18 protein-coding genes are annotated in these 18,272 nt (G+C 70.2%); 7 read left to right on the top strand and 11 right to left on the bottom strand.

Annotated features, from left to right (window positions below; all coding sequences use genetic code 11):
• Window positions 1-36 precede the first annotated feature (36 nt).
• Window positions 37-1,008, top strand: a complete 972-nt coding sequence (locus tag FHS44_RS22750; protein WP_184717791.1) for an NADP-dependent oxidoreductase — start codon at window positions 37-39, stop codon at window positions 1,006-1,008.
• 1 nt (window position 1,009) lies between these two features.
• Here the strand turns inward: FHS44_RS22750 and FHS44_RS22745 are convergent, their stop codons facing one another.
• The 5 genes from FHS44_RS22745 to FHS44_RS22725 all read right to left on the bottom strand — a co-directional run bounded on the left by FHS44_RS22745 (window position 1,010) and on the right by FHS44_RS22725 (window position 5,268).
• The gene (locus tag FHS44_RS22745) at window positions 1,010-1,669 is read right to left on the bottom strand and encodes a hypothetical protein (protein WP_184717789.1); all 660 of its coding nucleotides are present in this window, start codon (window positions 1,667-1,669) and stop codon (window positions 1,010-1,012) included.
• Complete coding sequence (locus tag FHS44_RS22740; RefSeq protein ID WP_184717787.1) at window positions 1,666-2,448, bottom strand: ABC transporter permease; 783 nt, start codon at window positions 2,446-2,448, stop codon at window positions 1,666-1,668. The genes FHS44_RS22745 and FHS44_RS22740 overlap by 4 nt, the downstream gene beginning before the upstream one ends.
• A gap of 2 nt (window positions 2,449-2,450) precedes the next feature.
• Window positions 2,451-3,146 (bottom strand): ABC transporter ATP-binding protein, encoded by a 696-nt coding sequence (locus tag FHS44_RS22735; protein WP_184717987.1) that lies wholly within the window; start codon window positions 3,144-3,146, stop codon window positions 2,451-2,453.
• Window positions 3,147-3,277: 131 nt separating this feature from the next.
• Window positions 3,278-3,940 (bottom strand): response regulator, encoded by a 663-nt coding sequence (locus tag FHS44_RS22730; protein WP_184717785.1) that lies wholly within the window; start codon window positions 3,938-3,940, stop codon window positions 3,278-3,280.
• A gap of 269 nt (window positions 3,941-4,209) precedes the next feature.
• Window positions 4,210-5,268, bottom strand: a complete 1,059-nt coding sequence (locus FHS44_RS22725) for a sensor histidine kinase (RefSeq protein ID WP_184717783.1) — start codon at window positions 5,266-5,268, stop codon at window positions 4,210-4,212.
• Between the two features lie 125 nt (window positions 5,269-5,393).
• Between FHS44_RS22725 and FHS44_RS22720 the strand changes: the two genes are divergently transcribed.
• Both FHS44_RS22720 and FHS44_RS22715 read left to right on the top strand, forming a co-directional pair.
• On the top strand, window positions 5,394-5,984 hold the full coding sequence (locus FHS44_RS22720; protein ID WP_184717781.1) for a hypothetical protein: 591 nt from the start codon (window positions 5,394-5,396) through the stop codon (window positions 5,982-5,984).
• Window positions 5,985-6,035: 51 nt separating this feature from the next.
• The gene (locus FHS44_RS22715) at window positions 6,036-6,872 is read left to right on the top strand and encodes a hypothetical protein (protein ID WP_184717778.1); all 837 of its coding nucleotides are present in this window, start codon (window positions 6,036-6,038) and stop codon (window positions 6,870-6,872) included.
• A gap of 5 nt (window positions 6,873-6,877) precedes the next feature.
• On the opposite strand, the gene FHS44_RS22710 is transcribed toward FHS44_RS22715, so the two are convergent.
• The gene (locus FHS44_RS22710; RefSeq protein WP_184717776.1) at window positions 6,878-7,741 is read right to left on the bottom strand and encodes an SDR family oxidoreductase; all 864 of its coding nucleotides are present in this window, start codon (window positions 7,739-7,741) and stop codon (window positions 6,878-6,880) included.
• Window positions 7,742-7,877: 136 nt separating this feature from the next.
• On the opposite strand from FHS44_RS22710, the gene FHS44_RS22705 reads away from it, so the two are divergent.
• The gene (locus FHS44_RS22705; protein ID WP_184717774.1) at window positions 7,878-8,273 is read left to right on the top strand and encodes a ChaB family protein; all 396 of its coding nucleotides are present in this window, start codon (window positions 7,878-7,880) and stop codon (window positions 8,271-8,273) included.
• A gap of 28 nt (window positions 8,274-8,301) precedes the next feature.
• On the opposite strand, the gene FHS44_RS22700 is transcribed toward FHS44_RS22705, so the two are convergent.
• The gene (locus FHS44_RS22700; protein WP_184717772.1) at window positions 8,302-8,733 is read right to left on the bottom strand and encodes a hypothetical protein; all 432 of its coding nucleotides are present in this window, start codon (window positions 8,731-8,733) and stop codon (window positions 8,302-8,304) included.
• Window positions 8,734-8,745: 12 nt separating this feature from the next.
• Window positions 8,746-9,126, bottom strand: coding sequence for a nuclear transport factor 2 family protein (locus FHS44_RS22695; RefSeq protein WP_184717770.1), 381 nt, complete (start codon window positions 9,124-9,126; stop codon window positions 8,746-8,748).
• Between the two features lie 60 nt (window positions 9,127-9,186).
• Here FHS44_RS22695 and FHS44_RS22690 point away from each other — a divergent pair, with 60 nt between their 5' ends.
• Window positions 9,187-9,852, top strand: coding sequence for an SMI1/KNR4 family protein (locus FHS44_RS22690; RefSeq protein ID WP_184717768.1), 666 nt, complete (start codon window positions 9,187-9,189; stop codon window positions 9,850-9,852).
• A 136-nt stretch (window positions 9,853-9,988) separates the two neighbouring features.
• Entirely contained in the window at window positions 9,989-11,323 is a 1,335-nt protein-coding gene (locus FHS44_RS22685) for a hypothetical protein (RefSeq protein WP_184717766.1), read from the top strand.
• A 45-nt stretch (window positions 11,324-11,368) separates the two neighbouring features.
• Here the strand turns inward: FHS44_RS22685 and FHS44_RS22680 are convergent, their stop codons facing one another.
• Complete coding sequence (locus tag FHS44_RS22680) at window positions 11,369-13,057, bottom strand: tetratricopeptide repeat protein (RefSeq protein WP_184717764.1); 1,689 nt, start codon at window positions 13,055-13,057, stop codon at window positions 11,369-11,371.
• A gap of 253 nt (window positions 13,058-13,310) precedes the next feature.
• On the opposite strand from FHS44_RS22680, the gene FHS44_RS22675 reads away from it, so the two are divergent.
• A complete protein-coding gene (locus tag FHS44_RS22675; protein WP_184717762.1) occupies window positions 13,311-14,144 on the top strand; it encodes an ABC transporter permease in 834 nt (277 codons plus the stop codon).
• A 6-nt stretch (window positions 14,145-14,150) separates the two neighbouring features.
• On the opposite strand, the gene FHS44_RS22670 is transcribed toward FHS44_RS22675, so the two are convergent.
• Together FHS44_RS22670 and FHS44_RS22665 are read right to left on the bottom strand one after the other, a co-directional pair.
• Window positions 14,151-15,611, bottom strand: a complete 1,461-nt coding sequence (locus FHS44_RS22670; RefSeq protein WP_312863772.1) for an MDR family MFS transporter — start codon at window positions 15,609-15,611, stop codon at window positions 14,151-14,153.
• Between the two features lie 404 nt (window positions 15,612-16,015).
• Entirely contained in the window at window positions 16,016-18,271 is a 2,256-nt protein-coding gene (locus FHS44_RS22665; RefSeq protein WP_184717760.1) for a hypothetical protein, read from the bottom strand.
• Between the last annotated feature and the right edge of the window lies 1 nt (window position 18,272).

Here is an 18,272-nt window from a genome sequence, read left to right as displayed (position 1 = left end):
AGCAGTGCTCCGCATACTAGCCGGTGAGGAACAGCCATGCCCAGAGAGACGATGATGGCCGTGCGCGTGCACGCGTTCGGCGGCCCCGACGCCCTGACCTACGAGGAGGTCCCCCTTCCCGAGCCGGAACCGGACGAGGTGCTGGTCCAGGTGCACGCGGCCGGGGTGAACCCGCCCGACTGGTACGCCCGCAGGGGATTCCTGAACATTCCCGAGGAGATGCGTCCCGCACTGCGCCTGCCCTACACCCCGGGTTCGGACGTCTCCGGCGTCGTCGCCGCCGTCGGCCGGGAGGTCACCGAGTGGCGTGAGGGTGACCCCGTCTTCGGGCTGGTGCGCTTCCCCAACCTGAACAACGGCGGCAAGGGCTACGCCGAGTACAGCACGGCGCCCGCCTCCCACCTCGCCCGCAAACCGGACACGATCGACCACGTCCAGGCGGCCGCGGTACCGATGGCCGGACTGACCGCCTACCAGTTCCTGTTCGATCTCGTACGGCTCGCGCCCGACAGGAACGTCCTGGTCAACGGTGCCGCCGGGGGTGTCGGCCACTTCCTGGTGCAGTTGGCCAAGTCCAGGAACGCACACGTCACCGGGGTCTCCTCGGGACGGCACGAGGAGTTCCTGCGCGGGCTCGGCGTCGACCGGTTCGTCGACTACACGGCCACCTCCGTCGCGGAAGCCGTACAGGACGTTGATCACCTCTTCGACACGGTCGGTGGGCCGCACGGACACCGGTTGCTGCCGACGGTCAGGCCGGGCGGCACGATCAGTCCCGTCTTCTACGGCGAGTACCACCGGGACCGCGCGGCCGAACTGGGCATCACCTTCGTCTCCGGCCAGGTGCACTCCGATGGACGGCAGATGGCCGAGCTGGCCCGCCTGATCGACGCCGGTCACGTGCGCGTCGGGATCGACAGCGTCTTTCCGCTCGCGGACGCCTCGAAGGCACACGAACGCGCCAAGCAGGGACACATCCAGGGCAAGATCGTCCTGCGGGTCCGCTAGCTCAGCTGTCCCGCCGTACGGTGGCCACCCAGGCGGCGCCGACGAACACGACGGCCCAGGCCAGGAGCACCCAGAATCCGGCGGTACGGCTGAGCGCCGGGCCCGTGGAGGTGCCGAGGAAGCTCAGCGTCGCCTCGTGCGGCAGCAGCCGTACGAGACCGGGAAGCAGGCCCGCCAGCATCGGGGAGACCAGGACGGGCAGGGCGAGCAGTACGGCCAGCGGGATGACGGCAGTCCTGGTCAGGACCGCGAACCCGCCCCCGACCAGGCCGAGCAGCAGATAGGCCGTCATCTCGGCGGGCAGGCTCCCGGCCGCGTGCCGTACGAGAAGGCCGGGGAGCAGCAGCACCGGCGCCGCCACGATGGTCGTCCCCGCGCTTGCCAGGAGCTTGGCCAGGAGGAACCGGTTGCGGTCGGGCGTCGCGAGGAGGCTGATCCGGAGCTCCCTGCCCGCGGCGAAGACCGGGACGGCGAGGAAGGCATAGACCGGGGCCAGCATGACGGTGCCGAGCTGGGAGACGGCGACCTGTCCGTCCGAGGTGGCGACGCGCACGGTGTCGGTGGCCGCCAGCAGGCCGAGCAGCGTGTTGGCGGCCAGGGTGACGGCCAGCGCGATCCAGGTCGCGGGCAGAGTGCGGATCCTGGTGAACTCGGCCCTCATCGCGCGTCCCTCCTGGCGAGCAGGAAGGCGGCCACGGCCGTGGTCACCAGGGGCCAGGCGACCAGCACCGCCATGGCGTGTACCGGGCTCGCGGAGAGGCGGTTCACCACCGGGTCGAGCAGCAGGTTGCGGCCCGCGCTGAGCGGGAACAGCGCGTCGAGCGCGGGAGAGAACGCGGCAAGGAGCTGGGTCATGGTGACCGTGGCCAGCCCGACGATGACCGCCACGCCCGCGAGGGTGCTACGGACGATCATCGTGACCGCGAAGCCGACCAGGCCGGTCAGCACCGCGAAGACGACGAACTTCCCCTGGCCGAGCCAGGCGTCGGGGCTCACCAGCAGGCCCGGGTTCCAGTCCCTGACCGCGGCGTACATGAAGGCCGTGCTGGCCCCGGCGACGACGAGGGCCGCGAACAGCAGGTAGACGGCGGTCGCTACCGCCTTGGCGACGATCAGCCGCCCTCGGTGGGGGACCGCGAGCAGGGTCTGTCCGAGTTGTGAGGTACGGAACTCCTGTCCGGCGATGACCACCCCGAGACCGGGCAGGAACAACCCCATCTGGAACGACGACGCCACCAGGAAGTCGATGATCGCCCGGCCGGCGGGCTGGGGATCGTCGGCGAACAGCTCGATCGTGCCGTCCGGGGTGATCGCGCGTACCGCCTCGATGTTGGTCCCCACGTTCAGGTACGAGACCAGCAGGTGCAGGGCGAGGATCACCCCGGTGACGATCCACACCGAGCGCAGGGTGAGGATCTTCGTCAGTTCGGCCCCGGTCATGTTCATCCTTCGGTGAGCGCGAAGAAGGCCGTCTCCAGCGACGCGTGTCCCGCGGTGAGCTCCTCGATCGAGCCCCGCGCGACGATCCTCCCGTTGGCGATGACGACCGCCTCGTCCGCGGTCTCCGCCATCTCGGTCATCAGGTGGCTGGACAGCAGCACCGTACGGCCACCGGCCGCGAACTCCCGAAGGAAGGTGCGCACCCAGCGGATACCGTCCGGATCGAGTCCATTGACCGGTTCGTCGAGCACCAGGATCTCCGGGTCGCCGAGCAGCGCCGCGGCGATCCCCAGCCGCTGTCCCATGCCCAGGGAGTACTTCTTGACCCGTTGCCCGGCCGCGTCGCCCAGGCCGACCAGGTCGAGCACCTCACGGACCCGGCGCCGGGGGATGCGGTTGCTCTGCGCGATCCACGTGAGGTGGTCGATCGCCCGGCGCTCGGGCACCGGCCCCGCCCCGTCGAGCAACGCCCCGACCGTACGCAGCGGATGCCTCAGGTCGCGGTAGCGCCTGCCGTCGATCAGCGCGGTGCCGCTCGTCGGATGGTCGAGGCCGAGCAGCACCCGCAGTGTTGTGGATTTTCCCGCGCCGTTCGGCCCGAGGAAACCGGTCACCCTGCCGGGCCGTACGCTGAAACTGACATCGTCAACCGCCGTCTTCGCGCCATAGCGCTTGCTGAGCCGTGAAATCTCGATCATCATCCACCTCGCGTCACCGGTGCAGGAACGCCCAGCATGCGGTCACCTGTCCCATCCCCGCGTCCCCCGAAAGTGGACAAACCCTATGAGCGGGTACGGCTGTCGCGGGGTCGCCCTGTGAGTGGGTACGGCTAGCGTGGGTCGCGGAGCAGGCCTGCCTCGTGGGCGAGTATGGCCAGGTGGGTGCGGTCGTTGACTCCCAGTTTGGCGAACATCCGGCGCAGGTAGGTGCGGACCGTCTCCAGGCTCAGGAACAGCTCGTCGGCGATCTGCTGGTTGGAGCGGCCCCTGGCGACCAGCCGGATGACCTGCAGTTCCCGTTCCGACAGGACGTGCCCGGCGAAGGGATGCCGTTCGGCGGGCCGCCTCGGCGCGAACCGGTCGAGCAGCCGCGCCGTCACCTCGGGGGCGAGCATGGCGTTGCCGTCGTGGACCGTACGGACGGCCCGCAGCACCTCGGCCGGGGAGGCGTTCTTCAGCAGGAAGCCGGAGGCGCCGACCGTGAGGGCCCGGTGCACGTACTCGTCCAGGTCGAAGGTGGTCAGCATGACGACCTTGGTGATCGTCTCGGCCAGGATGCGCCGCGCGGCCTCGATGCCGTCGGCGTTCGGCATCTGCACGTCGAGCAATGCCACGTCCGGCCGCAGCGCGGTCACCAACCTGACCGCCTCAAGCCCGTCGGCCGCCTCCCCGGCGAACCGGAAGCCCGCCGTACGCTCGAACAGCTTCCGGTAGGCCCCGCGCAGCCCGGCATCGTCATCCGCGAGAAAGACCGAAACCGCTTCCCCGACCATCGTCCTTCCCTCCCAGCACCGCGCCCGCCTGTCGGCCCCTCCATCCTCGCCACACGAACCTGGCCCCGCGCCCGCCGGTCAGCCCTCGCTGCGAATCCCCACCAACACGCGCCCGTCAGCCCTCGGGCTTCTGAGCATCCGACCTCCATGCGACACCCACCCGGGAAGCGGTTCGATCTCGACTTCGACCCCGCGCCTTCCTGCAAACCCTTCCAACACGAGCCCGGCACCGCGCCCGCCCGTCAGCCCTCGGGCTCCTGAACTCCCGATCAGCGCCCCCGGCTCTCAAGGGGCAACCTGGCCTCGACCGCGAACCCGCCCTCCGGGCGGGAACCCCAGGTCACCGTTCCGCCCACCAGGTGGACCCGTTCGCGCATCCCCCGGAGCCCGACCCCCGCCCCCACCGACCTGGTGCCCGGCGTCCCGCCGTCGTCCTCGACGCGCACCACCACGGTGTCGCCGTCCTCGTGGACGTGCACGACGCAGTTGGCGCCGGGAGCGTGCCGTACAACATTGCTCAACGCCTCCCGCACCACCTGGAACGCCGTGTCGCCGACCCCGTCCCCCACGTCGATCCGCGTCTCGACGTCGACCCCCGCGGCGCGGGTGGCGGCGACGGCTGCAGGGATACCGTCGAACCTCTTCCGGTCATCGCCGTCCGGGTCGCGGAGCGTCCGTACCAGCGCCTGCACGTCCTCAAGGGCCCTGCGCGTGTGGGTCTCCACCTCCTCCAGGGTCTCGCGCAGCTCCCGCTCGTCGGCGTCGGGGAGGCTGAGGACGACCCCGGACTGCGCCAGCGTCACCCCGAGCGCGTGCCCGACCACGTCGTGGACGTCACGCGCCACCGCGAGCTGCACGCGCATCCGCTCGGCCTCCCGCGCGGACTCGATCTGCCTGCCGGTGGCCGTACCGAGCAGCCACGACACGCTGAGCGCGGCCATCGCGACGATCACCCGCGTGCCGATGCCCCGCGCGTCCTCCCCGGGGGCGGCGGTGACCAGCGCCAGCGCGGCGAACATGGCCACGAGCACCACGACCGCCACGTGTGTACGGCGCGCACGGCTGACCGCGAGGGGATACAGGCACCAGGCCGCGGCCAGCATCGGGTCGTGGCAGATCCCCAGGACACCACCCGCGAAGGTCGCGGCCCCCGCGGTCACCGTCGCGGCGAACGGCAGCCGCCCGCGCAGGACCATCGCCCCGGCGGTCACCGCCGCGAGCACCACCCCCACGATCGGGTACGGCCCCGCGGCACCGATGATCGGCGGCGCCCAGAACATCCCGACGACGGCGACGGCCGCCACCGCTTCCCGACCGTTTTTCCTCATCCACACCCGGGAAATCCAGCCCTTCGTTCCACCTGCGAGAAAACACTTTCCGCCCCTCATATCCCAATGTATAAAGCAAGAAATTTCCCCTTTAAGGCGATATTTCGGGATATGGAAGGACACCCATGCCCATCCCCTGGAAACGCGTCCTGCTCGCCGTACTCGCGACGACAACCCTGCTGGTCACGAACCTGACCGGCGCCTCCCCCGCCTCGGCGAAGGCCCAGGGACTCGACGGGACCTGGTCCTGCACGGTACCGACCGGCTACGTCTACGACGAGATCGGGCGTGACGTCCAGTGCGGCGGCACGCTGAGCTTCCCCTATCCCACCTACCACCTGCGCACGCCCGCCGACGGCGTGACATCGTGCGTGACGGCCCCGGGGTTCGTCTTCGACCGGCGCTACTTCACCAACGAGTGCAGCAGCTACTACCCCACCAGATATCCGACGACGACCTACCGGCTGCGCACCCCCGTCGACGGCCTGACCTCCTGCGCGACCGTCTCCGGCTGGACCTACGACCTGCTCACCTACACCGTGGACTGCCAGTTCAACCCGAACGTCCCCACCTCGACCTACCGCATCAGGACACCGGCCAACGGCCTGTGGGCCTGCACGGTCCCCACCGGCTGGACGTACACCCAGACCGACACCAACCTCGACTGCAGCATCAACCAGGGAAGCTACTCCACCAAATACCGCCTGACCCACTGACCGAAGATCGTTTACGCTGTCCCGGACCGACGGTCTCCGAAAGGATGCACGGTGCGGGAATTGACGGTGATGCCGCGTCTCTGCGCGGTTCTGGCCGCCTCGGGACCGGTGGTCCTGACGGCCTTCGGCGTCGGCAGGAGCGACCTTCCGTGGTTCTGTTCCTCGGCGGGCCCCTACGCCCTGGAGGGCACCCCGGTGGAGGCGTTGTTCCTCGGGGTCCTGCTGCTGCCGGTCGTCGTGGCCGGGCTCGTCGCGTACGGCTCACGCCGGATCACGCTCGCCGCCGCCGTCGTGACCGGCGCCGTCCTCGTTCTCGGACTCCTCGTCTCTGGCCCCGGCCAGGCACGCGCGCTCCCCTGGCCCCTGCTCATCTGCTATCCGGTGGCCATCGCGGCGCTGCTCCTGGCGCCCCGGCTCCCCGCGTCAGGCAGGCGGTACGGCGTCGCCCCGTGGGTGGCTGTCTTCTTCGCCTCGTGGGGCGCGCTGTTCTGTCGCCTCGTTCCCGAGGTTGGCGAGCGCTCGCTCACCGCCTTCTACGCGCCCTCCGAGGCCCCGAACGCCCTTCCCCTGTGGTTCGTCGAGGCCGACAGGATCGGCCTGCCGGTCGTGCTCGTCGCCCTGGCCGCGTTCACGTGCGCCGTCGGCCTGTCACGGCGGGTCGGCGTCTCGGCCGCGGCGGCCCTCCTGCTCTTCCCCGCGTTCGACGCCGTGACCTCCGGCGGGGACCCCCTCCTCGTCCGGTGGCACCTGGTCCTGGCCGCCCTTCTCGTCGTCTGGCCCGTCCGGCTGCGGGCCGGGTTCGGGTCCCTCAGGCGGATGAGGACCGTCGCCGTGACGGCCGTGGTCGTCCTCTCCGCCCTCTGGCTGGTCGTCTCCTCCTATAGCTGAGTCCGTCAGCCGGGGAGGGTCTCGCCGCCTACCGGGGCGAGGATTTCGCCGGTGTAGTAGGACGACAGGCGGTTGGAGGCGAAGAAGACGTAGGACGGGGCGATCTCGTCGGGTTCCGCGGCCCGTTCCATGGGGGCCTGTTCGCCGAACTTGCCGACCTTCTCCGGTGGCATGGTGGCCGGGATGAGCGGTGTCCACACCGGGCCCGGGGCGACCGCGTTGATCCGGATGTGGCGTTCGAGAAGGTTCTGGGCCATCGAGTAGGTGAAGGCGTTGATCGCGCCCTTGGTCGTGGCGTAGTCGATCAGGCTCTTGTTGCCGCGCAGCCCGTTGATCGAGGAGGTGTTGACGATGGCCGACCCCTCGCCCATGTGCCGAAGCGCCGCCCTGGTGACCCGGAAGTAGCTGTGGATGTTGACGGCGAAGGTGTGCTCCCACTGCTCGTCGTCCAGCTCGTCGAGCGAGTCCACCGGCTGCTGGTAGGCGACGTTGTTGACGAGCACGTCGAGCCCGCCGAGTTCGGCCACCGTACGCTCGACCACCTCGTCGCAGTGGGCGGCCTGGGCGAGGTCTCCCGGCAGCAGCACGCACCGCCGTCCGGTCTCCTCGACCAGCTTGCGGGTGTGCTCGGCGTCCTCGTGCTCGCTGAGGTACGCGATGGCGACGTCGGCCCCCTCCTTCGCGAAGGCCACGGCGACGGCCCTGCCGATACCCGAGTCACCCCCGGTGATCAGCGCCCTCCGGTCCCTGAGCAGACCTCGGCCCTCGTAGTCGCGCATCTCGTCCCGGGGCTCCGGCGTCATGTCACCGCTGCTGCCCGGGTACGGCTGCTGCTGTTCCGGTGGTGTCTGGCGTGGTTCATCAGGCATTTCCCCCACTTGCCCCACCCTCTGATCAGATAACAAGACATAACTGTTGATTTCACAATTGAATGATGTTTCGGGAGACAGTGAGGGGTATGCCCGGGACGAGGCCAACATCCGGCCCTGAGAAGAGGTGACGATCATGCCCGTCCGTCAGGAACTACCCGAGACACTCAAACGCTCCCCCAAGAAGGCCCAGGACACGTGGATCAAGGCCCACGACTCCGCGGTCAAGGAGTACGGCGAAGGCGAACGCGCCCACCGGACGGCCAACGCCGCCCTCAAGCACTCCTTCGAGAAGATCGGCGACCACTGGGAGCCCAAGAGCAAGAAGGGACCCTCCGACCGGCAGGCGGCCCGCCACACTCCCAAACGCGGCAAGACAGCCGAAGGCGTCGATGCCAACGCCTCCAAGCAGCACCTCTACGACGTGGCGAAGCGGTTGGACATCCCGGGCAGGTCAACCATGACCAAGACCGAACTCGTCAACGCGATCAAGAAGGCCAACCGCAGGGCGTCCGCCAAGGCTCGCTCCTGACGCGCAGGGCGGTGGAGAGGGGTGACAGTCAGCTCACCCCTCCCACGACAGCCCTGCCCTCCCGCGCCGCCGCCGCGTAGAACGGGCCGAGTCCCTCGAACCCGTCGCGCCGGGCGGCGGCGAACCCCCACCCCTCACCCGCCAGGCCCCGCGCCACCCGCACGACCCGCTCCGGGTCGAGGGCGAACGGCGGGCCGTACCCGAACGTGTGGCCAGGCAGGTCGTCAGTGCCGTCGGCACCGGTCGCCGCCGCCAGCCAGGGGTAGCACCGCCCCCACCGCGCGTCCCCGTGCTCGGCCTCCGCCCTGCCCTCCGCGATGACACCGAGGGCCAGGTAGTCGTCCTCGAACCCATCCTCCCGGGAAGACCCGCCAAGGATTTGCCCCACTAAATCACCATTTATCCGTACAGCCCGCAGCACCTCGGGGTCGATCTTCGCCAGCATCAACCGCATCGACACCGGGCCCGCCCCCTACGCCGGGCTGGCGTGGGCCGCCAGGACGCGCCAGCCGTACTCGACCGTGTGGACCCAGGTGCGGGTGTAGCGCAGTCGTGCGGTGAACGGCGTGCCCGCGAACGAGCCCTCAAGCAGGCCGAGGAAACAGGTGACGCCGGTGGTGCCCGCCACGACCACGGTCAGCTCCTCCTCGACGAGCCTGGTCATGATCTGCCTGCGCGAGCGGTGGTTGTCCAGGTCGAGCTGCTTGGCCTGTGGATGACAGGCGCCGTCGGGTGGGCCGGTGAAGACCAGCCGCTCGTCCAGCAGCCGGTCGAGTCCCTCGACGTCCCCGGCGAGCATGGCCGCCTGCAGCCGGCGCTCGGCCTCGTACAGCTCGTCGGTAAGTGTGGCCATGAGGCACCTTTCGTCCGTCGTGTACGCCCATGATCCCATCGCGACGATAGGGTGCCGCGCATGACGCGTCACGACTGGTCGGGTGTGCGTGAACGGCTCTCGCGGCTGGCCAAGAAGCGAGGCGCCAGGAGGGTGTTCGGCGCCGATGGGCACCGCTGGGTCCTCGAAGCGCCGCTGAGCGCCGAGGAACTGGCCGACCTGGAAGGGCAGCTCCGGGTGGAACTGCCCGAGGAGTACCGTTCCTTCCTGCTGCGGGTGGGACGCGGCGGGGCGGGCCCCTCCTACGGGCTCTTCCCCGTGCGGCACGTGGACGGGCGGTGGCACTGGGAGGGCGACGGCGCCGACCGCACCAGCCTGGACATGTTGGACCAGCCGTTTCCTCACGTCGAGGCGTTCAACCCGGCCAATCCTCCAGACAAGGCGGACTTCGATTCCGTCGAGGAGTTCGAGACGGCCCGGCAGGAGTACTGGGAGTGGTACGAGACGACCCTCGATGACTACCGGCACTCGATCGGGCTGCTGTACCTGTGCCATCTCGGCTGCGCCCATCAGGAGGTCCTGGTGGTCACCGGCCCGGCCCGGGGCCAGATGTGGGCCGAGAGTCTCACCAGCGACGAGGGGTTCTGGCCGCTGCGCGACGACGAAGGAGAGCCCATCGGGTTCGCCCGCTGGTATCTGCGCTGGCTTGAGGAGACCGAGGCCAAGGTGCTCCGCCGTACCCGCTGATACGCCCGTATTCACCTCCCGGGCGATCCGAAAGGGACCGGTGTGAGGTAATCGCCGTTGTGACCGGCCGTCGCCGGTGTACCGTCCTGCTGAACTCCACATGCGCGTACCACTACCGTTACGGCGAGGAGATCAGGTGAGCGGCACGCGAATGCGACTGGCCGACGTCGCGCAGCTCGACCCCGGCATCACCCCGGAGGAGTTGCAGGAGCAGTACGGCGACGACCCCGACACCATCAGCCTCCTGACGGTGGCCGAGGCGACCCTCAACCGGGTGCCCTCCGGGTTGAGCCGCTGGCTGGTCTCCGAGGAGGTCTGCGACGTCTGGGAGGACGTCCTCACCCGACAGGAGGGGCTCCACCAGCTCTCGTGGTGGAACAGCGTGCTCGGTTCAGGGTTCGACGACCCGGCCACGCGGCGCGCGGAACGGCGCCTGGCCCGCATCCGCCAGCGCGGCGTCGAGGCGCGGCTCATCGTCGAGGCGCGCGCCGGGCTGTCCGCCGACCGGGCGACGGCCTCGGCGCTCGCGACTCTCATGGCGGACCACCGGGAGGAGGCCGAGCCGCTGTTCCACCCGAAGAGGAACGACGACGTCGCCAGACTGCTGACGATGGGCGCGGTCGCCTTCCGCGAGCTGGTCGGCAACGACATCAAGGACAGCGGGGTGTGCCACGCGCTGCGCCACCCGGCGCTGCTGTCCCGGTGGTACGAGGCGCTGGTGGCGATCGGCACGATGGCGTTCACCGAGATAGGCCTGGAGGTGACGCCCGCCCGCGTGCGCAACCTCTTCGCCGTCCCCGACCCGCACCTCATCCAGGCGCGCCACGACACCCCTCGCGAGCGGTGGGCCTCCAAGCTCACCTTCCTCACCCACGTGCGGGCCGCGCTGGTCGAGCACGACCGGCTGAGCCGCCGGGCCGACGCGCCGCTCCACCGGCACCTCGTCGACCGCCATCCCGTCCGGTACGCCGAGCTTGTCGAGCAGGCCCGGCAGGACCCGCGCAACCACCGTCCCCCACCCCGGCCTCCGCACCCGAGCGTGTTCGACGGCCACGCCGACGTCCTGCGTGAGCACGGCTGGGACGTGCGCTGGATCTTCGACGGACACCGCGTGTGGCTCGACGCCTGGCCGATCGGCGAGCGGACCGGCAGGCCGTCGCTGCCCGCCTGGCGGACCGGGGGCCGCCTGATCGCCACCGCCGTCCGCAACCGCAACACCGGCAGGTCGGCCTGGCGGTGGAGCACTCCGACCTACGTCTTCTACGGCCGAGGCCAGGGCCGCTACACCCTGCTGACCGGGGCGGACGCCCTGCGCCACCTCGCCGAGACCAATCCGCGCGCCACGCCACGGCGCTTCTTCAAGGCCATGGTGCCGCCGGTGCGCGAACACCTTGAGGCCCACGTGCCCCCCGACGGCCACCGCTGGCGACGCCCCTTCCCCGAGTGCCTCCCGGCACTGCACTACCGCTGACCGGCCGGTACGGCGCGCACCGCGCGACGCCGTACCGGCTGTGATTCAGGGGCGGCGGCAGCGGGCCAGTTCGGCGCGGAGGTCGCGGCGCAGCGCCCGGTCCAGGCCGGGCTGGGTGAGGGCATAGGCGAAGTCGCGGGCGGCCTCCTCGGTCCGGCCGAGCCGTACCAGCGCCTTCCCCCGGTTGTAGCGGGGCACCGGCGCCTCCGACAGCGCGACCGCCCGGTCCAGGTCGGCGACCGCGGCGGCCACCTCACCGCGGTCGAACCGTACGGCTGCCCGGTTCGTCCAGGCCTCGACAAGCTTGGGGTCCCCGGCCAGGGCCCGGGTGAGCAGTTCGTCCGCCTCGGCGAGGCCGCCGCGTTCGGAGCGGACCAGCCCGAGCGTGCACAGCAGCGCGGGATCCCTCGGCGCCAGTTCGAGTCCGGCCCGCGCCTCGGTCTCGGCCTCGTCGAGCGCGCCGCTTTCGACCCGCAGGTTGACCAGGGTGATCCTGGCGTCGAGGTGCCCGGGGTCGACGGCGAGCGCGCGTTCCAGGTCCTCACACGCCCGTGCCGTACGGCCCCGCTCCTGCTGGAGCACGGCCCGGTTGTAGTACGCCTCCGGCAGGTGCGGCCCCAGCCGGATCGCGGTGCCGTAGTCCCCGATCGCGGCCTTCGCCCGTCCCGCCGCACGGTACAGGGCGGCCCGGTCCACGTAGTACTCGCAGTTGTCGGGGTCGTGTTCGATCACGGTGTCGAGGTCGGCCAGGGCCAGGTCCCGCTCCCCCATGGCCAGGTACACCTGCGCCCGGTTGTGGCGCAGCCGGGCCACGTCCTGCGACCGCTCCCCGGAACCGAGCATCGCCGTCAGCCGGGCCAGCCCGTCGTTGACCAGCCGCAGCGCGTAGGCGTGCTCCCCGGCCCTGGCGTCCAGCAGGGCGAGCCCCTGCTCGTAGAAGACCGTGGACAGCGTCCGCCGCCGTGGGTCGTCCAGCCCGGCCGCGAGGTCGATCGCCCGTTCCAGCCAGCGCCGTGCCTGCTCGGGGTCCTGGTCGGAGGCGGGCAGGTGCCTGGCGTACAGCATGGCCGTGGCGTAGGCGGCCGACATGGTGATCTTCGGGTCGTCGGTGGCGGCGCGCGCCTCGTGGTAGAGGTCGAGCGCCTCGGCCGCGCGGTCCAGTGCCGCCAGGGCGGTGGCCAGGCCGGTGGTGAACGCCCACCAGAGCCGCAGGTCGCCGTCCGGGGTCACCGTGGCGCGCCCGCGCCGGGCGATCCGCTCCGCGTGGTGGTAGAAACCGCGAGCCAGACTCTCGCCCAGGGCCGTACGCGTCGGCTCGGCCGCCGCCCGCCGGGGAGCGCCGCCGTCGCGCGACTCCAGGCGCAGCAGGGACGGCTTCCTCCTGGCCAGCGCGTCCAGCAGCTCGCGGGTGGTCTCGTCGGCGTCGCCGACGTGGTCGAGCCGTACGGTGACCGGGCGCCTGAGCGTGTCGGCCCAGGCCGTGACGAACTCCACGGCGCCGTAGGCCAGGCAGGCGGTGCGCCGGGCGGGGTGGAAGCGGATCGGCTCCTCCTCGGCGGCGGGGCGCGCCGTACGGTCGAGCCAGGGGGCGATCGCGTGCAGCTCGACCCGGTGGTGGGCCGCCAGGCGAGGCCGTTCCTCGGCGATCCTGGCGAGGAAGGAGGCGATCCCGGCGTACGGCCCGCCGTCCCGGTGGCAGTCGTAGCCTTCCGGCCTGTCCGGTTCCCGCGTCATAGCCCGTCCGGTTCCCGTGAGGGCGGGCACCCCGGGGTGCCCGCCGTACCGGCAACTACCAGCACCACTCGATCCAGAGACGGCGGGCGCCGGACAGCAGGCGCAGTGCGCCCTTGCGACGGACGGTCATCTTCCTCATGGACACCTCCGTTGATCCACTTCAGAACTGCCCAGAGCATAATCCGGCTCGACCGAAATATGTGGACCCCTCATGATTGGTCACTTATCGCTTGGTTCGGGCGTTATATGACAATTGGCGCTACCTCAGGCCGAGGGCGAGGCCGTCCAGCACCATTTCCAGGCTGGCTGGGGGGCGCGCGACGCGTGGTCGGTCGCGGGCAGGGAGTTCAGCCAGATCCGCCATCATCCGGGCGAACTGGTCGGCGCGCTGGTTGTCCCGGCCGTCATGGTCGTGCTGTTCGGCTACGACTTCGGCAGCGCGATCGCGGTGCCCGAGGGCGGGGACTACCGCGAGTATCTAATCCCCGGCCTGTTCGCCATGAACGCCGTCACCGGGGTGATAGCCAGCGCCCTGATGATCTCCAAGGACGTCGCCGAGGGGGTCATGGACCGGTTCCGTTCCCTGCCGATGGCACGCTCGGCGATCCCGTCGGGCCGTACGGTCGCGGACCTGGTCGTCGGCGCCGTCACCACCGCGATGATGGCCGGGATGGGGCTGCTCGTCGGCTGGCGGGCGCACCACGGCCTGGCCGCCACGCTTGCCGCCTTCGGCCTGATCCTCCTGGTCCGCTTCGCGGTGAGCTGGATCGGGGTGACCGTCGGTCTGTCGATCAGCCCCGAGACCGCGGACGCGTTCATTCCGCTGATCTTTCCGGTCTCGGCGCTATCCAACAGCTTCGTGCCCACCGACGGCATGCCCGCGTGGCTGCGGCTCGTCGCGGACTGGAACCCGGCCAGCGCGCTCGTCGCCGCCTGCCGCGACCTGTTCGGCAACCCGGGAGCCTCCGTACCCCAGGATGCCTGGCCACTCCAGCATCCGATCGCGGCCGTCCTGCTGTGGTCGGTCGCGATCCTCGCCGTCTTCGTCCCCCTGGCGACCCGCCAGCATCAGCGGATCGGCAGGTGACGCCGCTCAGTGAACGGCGACCGGCTGCTGCTCCTCCGTGCTCGCCGCGCGGGCCGGGAGGAGCAGGGCGGTGACGATCACGATCACGGACAGCACGGCGCCGACGATGAAGGCCAGCCGCATGCCGCCCAGGTTGGCGAACGCCTCGGTGGCGCCCTCCGCCCGCAGCGCCGCGGCCCGCGCGCCCATCACGGTGATCACGAGCGCGGTGCCGATGGCGGCGGAGACCTGCTGCAGCGTGCTCAGGATCGAGCTGCCGTGCGAGTAGAGCGAGGGCGGAACCGCCCCGAGGCCGAGGGTGAACACCGGGGTGAAGGTCGCGGCCAGGCTCACCATCAGCAGCGCGTGCAGCCCGAGGACCAGCCAGAACGGCGTGCTCATCGCGACCTGGGTGAAACCGGCGAGCGCGACCGTGATGCCGACCGCCCCGGGGACGATCAGCACCCGGGCACCGAAGCGGTCGAACAGACGGCCGACGCTCGGACCGAGCAGCCCCATCGCGAGACCACCCGGCATCACGAGAAGCCCGGTCTCCAGGGGGTTGAGCCCACGGACGTTCTGCAGGTACAGCGGGAGCAGGATCATCGAGCCGATCATCGCCAGGAAGGCGACCGACATCATGATCAGAGCGATCGTGTAGGTGCGGTGGCGCAGGGTGCGCAGGTCCATCAGCGGCGTGCCGTTCTTCTGCAGCGAAAGCTGGCGCAGGATGAAGACGGCGATGGACAGCAGACCGACAGCCGCGAACGCGAGGGCGACGCGGGTGTCGTCGCCGCCGAACCGGCTGAGCCCGTAGACCAGGCTGCCGAAGCCGAGAGCGGCCGTCACGACGCTCAGCCAGTCGATGGTGCTGAACCGGGGCTCCCCGACGTTCTTCAGCTGCCTCAGCCCGCCCCACATGATCAACGCGGCGATGGGGAGCACCACGGCGAACAGCAGGCGCCATGACCCGAACTGGAGGATCACTCCCGAGACCGTGGGACCCATCGCGGGCGCGACCGAGATGGCCAGGGTGACGTTGCCCATCACCCGGCCCCGGTCGCCCTCGGGCACGACCTGCATCAGCGTGGTCATCAGCAGCGGCATCATCACCGCGGTCCCGGACGCCTGGACGATGCGGGCGCCCAGCAGCACCTCGAACGTCGGCGCGACGGTCGCCAGTGCCGTACCGGCCAGGAACAGCCCCATCGCGGTGGTGTAGGCGCTGCGGGTGGACACCCGCTGCAGGAACCAGCCGGTGATCGGGATGACGGCGGCCATGGTCAACATGAAGGCGGTCGAGAGCCACTGCGCGGTCTGTTCGGTGATGTGCAGCGCGCTCATCAGCCTCGGGATCGCGTTGATCATGATCGTCTCGTTGAGAATGACCACGAAGGTGGCGAGCACGAGCAGCCGGATCACGGCCGGGGTGCGCGCCGGGGTGGCGGTCACGGGCTTGACTGGTGAGTCGAGCTGTGTGCGGGACACGGAACCTCAATCAGGTTGTCGGACAGGACGTCGTCGTTGCTGGCGTTCCAGCCGCGAGACACGAAAATGTGTTCGTACAAAGACTGACCGGTGCCACCGACAAAACTCATCGCTCACGCCCAACATTCCGCCATCCACCCCGAAATGTCACCCGATTTTCACCCCCGGCAGATACCCTCCGAACCGTGCGGGACCACCCCCGCACCACCCGTGACCTGGTCAAGAACAGCTCAGCCGATCACAACCCGACGCCGCCGACCGGAACATACATCTGTCCGCGACAAACACCCCGATGATCTTCGATCACCCCACACGCCCGACACCGTACGGCGAGGCACCGACAAAAGAGGGCCCGCCCCGGACTCTCCGGCGGCGGGCCCTCAGGACGTCCCTGTGACACCGGGTCACCGCTTCGGGCGCCGCCCACGGAAGCCGAACAGGACCACGCCCAGTCCGGCCACGACCAGGACCAGGACGCCGGTGCGCCCGCTCAGGAAGTCGCCCGCCCTGGTCCAGAGAGAGGGTTCGGGGAACGTCTGCCTCTCCCCCAGCCAGATCACGCCGTCCCTGCCCTTCTCCGGGTGACTCGCCGACGCCCGTACGACCCGCGGCAGGTCCGGGTGGAGCCGGTTCATCTCGGCGGCGTCGACGGTGGTGGTCGGGACGCTGCCGAAGTCGACGCCGCCGAACGTCAGCGTACGGACGAGGGTCGTCCGGCCCCGGCGGACGGTCTGTCTGAACGTGAACTCACGGTCGCGGATCGAGCGGACGTAGTCGTCGAACACCTGCCGGGGCCGCCAGCCGTCGTCGCGCCTGGCTCCGCCGAGATCTCCCGAGTCGATGAGGTCGTCGAACGACGTCCTGTGGCCGGCCTCGTGCCGTCTGCGGATCCATTCGGCCACCACGCGGGCCGTGAAGGCCCGGCGCAGCGGCGCGTACTCGGGGGCGGTGTTGACCGCCTTGACGATCTCGGGCAGCACCGTCGACCGTTCGAGCTCCTCGTTGCGCGCGCTGGCCGCCGGATCGGTTGACCCGCACGAGTAGGAGCCGCCGATGTCCTCGGCCTTCATCTTCACCGTCAGCGGCGCCTGCAGGACGTAGAGCGAGTCGTCGTCCTCGTACACCCGCACGTCGCCGGGGACGATCCACATCCGGGAGGAGAAGCACAGCTTTCCCTCGCTCCTGGCCATGGCCTTCCAGTAGCGCGCGCCGAAGGCCGTGTCCGGGTCGAGGAGCTTCCCCTGGGTGCGCTTCATCCGCAGGTCGGCCTCCAGCATCGCCCGGCCCGCGCCCGTCTGGCCGAGAGCGGGATCGATGACCCGGTCAGGCTCGGTCGGGTTGAGGTTGACCCAGAACGTCTGCGGGCTCAGCACCAGCCAGGTCCGCAGGTCCGCGGTGGCCGCTGTCGCCGCTGCCGCCGCCTGGGGACCGTCGCCGGAGGTTCCCCCCGGGGAGGCGGCACGCGCGGAGAAGGCGTAGCGCACGTCACCGGCGTCGGGGCGGTCGGAGAGGTAGCGCAGCTCCAGGGTCGACAGGTCGACCCCGCCGTAGTCGCCCTCGGCCAGGGCACTCGACCCGCTCTCCGCGCAGGACGCGGCCAGGGGACGTGCCGCCATCGCCAGGACCCGCCTTTCACCGGCGCCGCCGTACCCGGACGCGCCCGTGGGAGGGCAGGCGCCGAGCCCGAGGTTGTCCCGGCGCGCCTCCTCCTGCCGCGCGTTCTTCTGTCGCGACATCGCGGTGGCCTTCTCGTCCCACGCCTTCACGAAGGCGTCCCGGCTGGGATTTCTCTTCCACAGCCCCAGTGCGATGCGCGCTTTCGGCATGAAGAGGCTGACGAAGGCTCCGGCAGCCTTGGATTCGCGGCTTCCCATCCTGCCGTAGTGGACGAGCGCGAAGCCTCCGGCGAAGATCCGGGTTGCTCTGTCGCACTTGTCGAGGCACGGGCCTCTCGGACTGGCGAAGTACAGGCCCGTCCTGTCCATTATTCTTCGCGCGAGAATTCTCGCCTTGCTGCCCCGGATGGGGTCCCCGTCCGTCCTGCTCCTGGACACCTCCATCAGGACGTTCGGGAGATACTTCTCAAGCCACTGGATGGCTCGCAGCTCGGAGTGCTCCCCGTCGGGGTTGGTCTTCCTGGACGTGCTGCCCGACGTGATCTTCACCAGTCTGCTGTCCGGCGTGGCCCCGATCGCCCGGTAAACCTCCTTGTTCGCCTCGCCGTACTCGACGCCCTCTATGATCATGCGTTCCGCCGCCCCGGAGCGGGCCGACTCGGCTCCGGCGTCCAGCAGCAGATCATGGATCTCGGGGACCTTCTTCCGAACCCATTCGGGGAGGTCTTCGGCGTTCGCCAGGGATTTCAGGTCGAACCACTGGACGGAGATGTTTCCGTCCTGGCTGATGACGGAGTTCTTCCCGCCGATTCGCACGGCGGCCTCGGTGAGTTCGCGCACCATCGGCTCCCCAGGCATTCCCTCACGGATCGCCGCGTCGACCTCCGCGTCCTCCGCCGTGGTCCCCGGTGGCCGCAGCAGGCGGTAGTGGCCCGGCGGCGAGGGGGACGGCTTCGGGGCCGCCGACGCCCCGGGGACCAGGAGTGACAGCGCGACGCCCAGCAGGGTGGCCAGGGCCGCCAGGCGTCGCCGTACCTGAGGCATG

Origin of the sequence: Streptosporangium saharense (assembly GCF_014203715.1) — a bacterium.
GTDB classification, from domain to species: Bacteria; Actinomycetota; Actinomycetes; order Streptosporangiales; family Streptosporangiaceae; genus Streptosporangium; species Streptosporangium saharense.
Note: the sequence above shows the minus strand (reverse complement) of the source record. Positions and strands in the feature narration are given on the sequence as shown.

What these genes read in the sequence shown, in the direction of transcription:
- FHS44_RS22695 (WP_184717770.1), bottom strand. Translation starts at nt 9,126, where the DNA reads ATGGCCACACTTACCGACGAGCTGTACGAGGCCGAGCGCCGGCTGCAG.
- FHS44_RS22740 (WP_184717787.1), bottom strand. Translation starts at nt 2,448, where the DNA reads ATGACCGGGGCCGAACTGACGAAGATCCTCACCCTGCGCTCGGTGTGG.
- FHS44_RS22690 (WP_184717768.1), top strand. Translation starts at nt 9,187, where the DNA reads ATGACGCGTCACGACTGGTCGGGTGTGCGTGAACGGCTCTCGCGGCTG.
- FHS44_RS22710 (WP_184717776.1), bottom strand. Translation starts at nt 7,741, where the DNA reads ATGCCTGATGAACCACGCCAGACACCACCGGAACAGCAGCAGCCGTAC.
- FHS44_RS22735 (WP_184717987.1), bottom strand. Translation starts at nt 3,146, where the DNA reads ATGATCGAGATTTCACGGCTCAGCAAGCGCTATGGCGCGAAGACGGCG.
- FHS44_RS22680 (WP_184717764.1), bottom strand. Translation starts at nt 13,057, where the DNA reads ATGACGCGGGAACCGGACAGGCCGGAAGGCTACGACTGCCACCGGGAC.
- FHS44_RS22720 (WP_184717781.1), top strand. Translation starts at nt 5,394, where the DNA reads ATGCCCATCCCCTGGAAACGCGTCCTGCTCGCCGTACTCGCGACGACA.
- FHS44_RS22705 (WP_184717774.1), top strand. Translation starts at nt 7,878, where the DNA reads ATGCCCGTCCGTCAGGAACTACCCGAGACACTCAAACGCTCCCCCAAG.
- FHS44_RS22750 (WP_184717791.1), top strand. Translation starts at nt 37, where the DNA reads ATGCCCAGAGAGACGATGATGGCCGTGCGCGTGCACGCGTTCGGCGGC.
- FHS44_RS22725 (WP_184717783.1), bottom strand. Translation starts at nt 5,268, where the DNA reads ATGAGGAAAAACGGTCGGGAAGCGGTGGCGGCCGTCGCCGTCGTCGGG.
- FHS44_RS22730 (WP_184717785.1), bottom strand. Translation starts at nt 3,940, where the DNA reads ATGGTCGGGGAAGCGGTTTCGGTCTTTCTCGCGGATGACGATGCCGGG.
- FHS44_RS22665 (WP_184717760.1), bottom strand. Translation starts at nt 18,271, where the DNA reads ATGCCTCAGGTACGGCGACGCCTGGCGGCCCTGGCCACCCTGCTGGGC.
- FHS44_RS22745 (WP_184717789.1), bottom strand. Translation starts at nt 1,669, where the DNA reads ATGAGGGCCGAGTTCACCAGGATCCGCACTCTGCCCGCGACCTGGATC.